The sequence below is a fragment of the Paraclostridium sp. MRS3W1 genome, assembly GCF_032465715.1.
Lineage (GTDB): Bacteria > Bacillota > Clostridia > Peptostreptococcales > Peptostreptococcaceae > Paraclostridium > Paraclostridium dentum.
This window is the reverse complement of the sequence record NZ_JAWDJM010000069.1, coordinates 1-1,810: the sequence shown is the minus strand read 5'-3', so window position 1 is coordinate 1,810 and position 1,810 is coordinate 1. Positions and strand designations below refer to the sequence as shown.

The 1,810-nt window shown below is 29.0% G+C and carries 1 protein-coding gene and 2 pseudogenes; all 3 read left to right on the top strand.

Features of this window, described 5'->3' with window-relative positions:
• A pseudogene (locus RWY47_RS05120) lies at positions 1-230 on the top strand (glutamate decarboxylase); the annotation flags it as partial.
• A gap of 92 nt (positions 231-322) precedes the next feature.
• Entirely contained in the window at positions 323-1,384 is a 1,062-nt protein-coding gene (locus tag RWY47_RS05115) for a DUF2776 family protein (protein ID WP_150841480.1), read from the top strand.
• A 224-nt stretch (positions 1,385-1,608) separates the two neighbouring features.
• Positions 1,609-1,810: pseudogene (locus RWY47_RS05110) on the top strand (glutamate decarboxylase); the annotation flags it as partial.

The window sequence follows — 1,810 nt, the reverse complement described above, 5'->3', positions numbered from 1 at the left end:
ATTTAGCAGATAGATTAGCAATGAAAGGATGGCAAATACCAGCATATCCATTACCAATCAACTTAGACAAAACAATAATACAACGTATAGTATGTAGAGCAGACTTAAGTCATGATATGGCTGAATTATTTATAAGAGATTTAAAAACAGCAATAAAAGATTTAAATGACGCAAATGTATTAGTACACGGTAAAAAAGAAGAAAACAAAGTATACGGATTCACTCACTAATATAAAAAGAAATGTTTTATTCAGCAACTAGTGCTAAATTAATTACACTAGTTGCTTTTTCTTTAAAGTTATAAATTAAGGAGGGAATTAAAGTGAATTATTATATTAGTATTCTTTTTCGTGCAATACCATTAGTAATGGGAGCTATGTGCTTAGGATATGGTATTTATGTTAAGGATTTAGGACAGGCTATAGGATCAGACTTTCTAGTAGCAGGACATGTTTTAATATACTTAACTGCTATATGTATAGCTTTATTTACTACAGCTGCAACAATAATCTTACAGATTATAAATAAATATAATAAATTTTATAAATGGGCATTGCCAACAATAGGCTACTTAGCAGGTATTTTTACTATTGTTTCAGGTATCATTTTATGGAGAGTAGGAATCTATATACCTCCGTACTTTGTATCAGGTAATGTAGTACTTGGATTAGGATTAATAACTTGTTGCGTTGCAACAGTTGCCACAGCCTCAACTAAATTCATGATGATCCCACAAAATGGAGCTAATTTAAAAGAAGGAGAAAATCAAGAAGGAGCATTTAAAGAGTCTACTGTAAAAATACTTATAGGAATACCAACTATATGCACAGTTCTTGCCTTTTTTAGAGGAGCATATTTATTATTCAACTCAGTTTCAAGTGATTATTTAGTGGCGGGTCATGTTTTGATAGGAATTGGATTTGTTTGTGCTAGCTTAATTTTATTAGTGATTAGTATAGTTAGACAGATACAAAACACATTTACAAATAAGGAACGTTATAGATGGGCGATACTTGTAGCTGTATTTGGAACTATAGATATATTATGGGGAATTGTAATTTTATGTATATCTAAAGATCCGATTATGATAGCTCCAGGTTATGTTCTAATTGGATTAGGTATAGTATGCTACAGTATTTTAAGTAAAGTATTGCTATTAGGGATGGTTTGGCGAAAAAACAATCCATTAGCAAAAAGAGTACCTCTAATACCAGTATTCACAGCTCTGATATGTTTATTTATGGGAGCATTTTTATTTGAATCAGAAATATTTAATATAGCATATTTTATTCCAGCACGTGTAATGATTGGGCTAGGAGCAATCTGTTTTACATTATTTTCAATAGTATCAATATTAGAAAGTGGAACATCTTCATCAAAATAGTAAGAAAAATTGCAAGAAAAATTGCAAAAAATGTTTAGGTGTTTTTTAATGTGGTATATATATAATATAATAAAAAACTAAGATATTTAAAGGAAAATAAAGCATCTTAAAGAATGATGTTTTAAATTGGTTACATATATATTAAATTAAATTAAAATAGTTTTTTATTAACTAAAATACATACAATTTATATGACTTAATGCATATATAAGGAGGTTTTTAAAATGTTATATGGTAGAAAAAATCAATTAGGAGATAGTTATGATACTCCAATATTTGGGACAACAGAATCTGGCTCTAGCGTGCCAAAAGATGTTTTAGGGAAAGATTCTATTGCTCCAAATATAGCTTACAGATTAATAAAAGATGAGCTAATGAATGAAGGAAATGCAAGACTTAACTTAGCAACATTCTGTCAAACATATA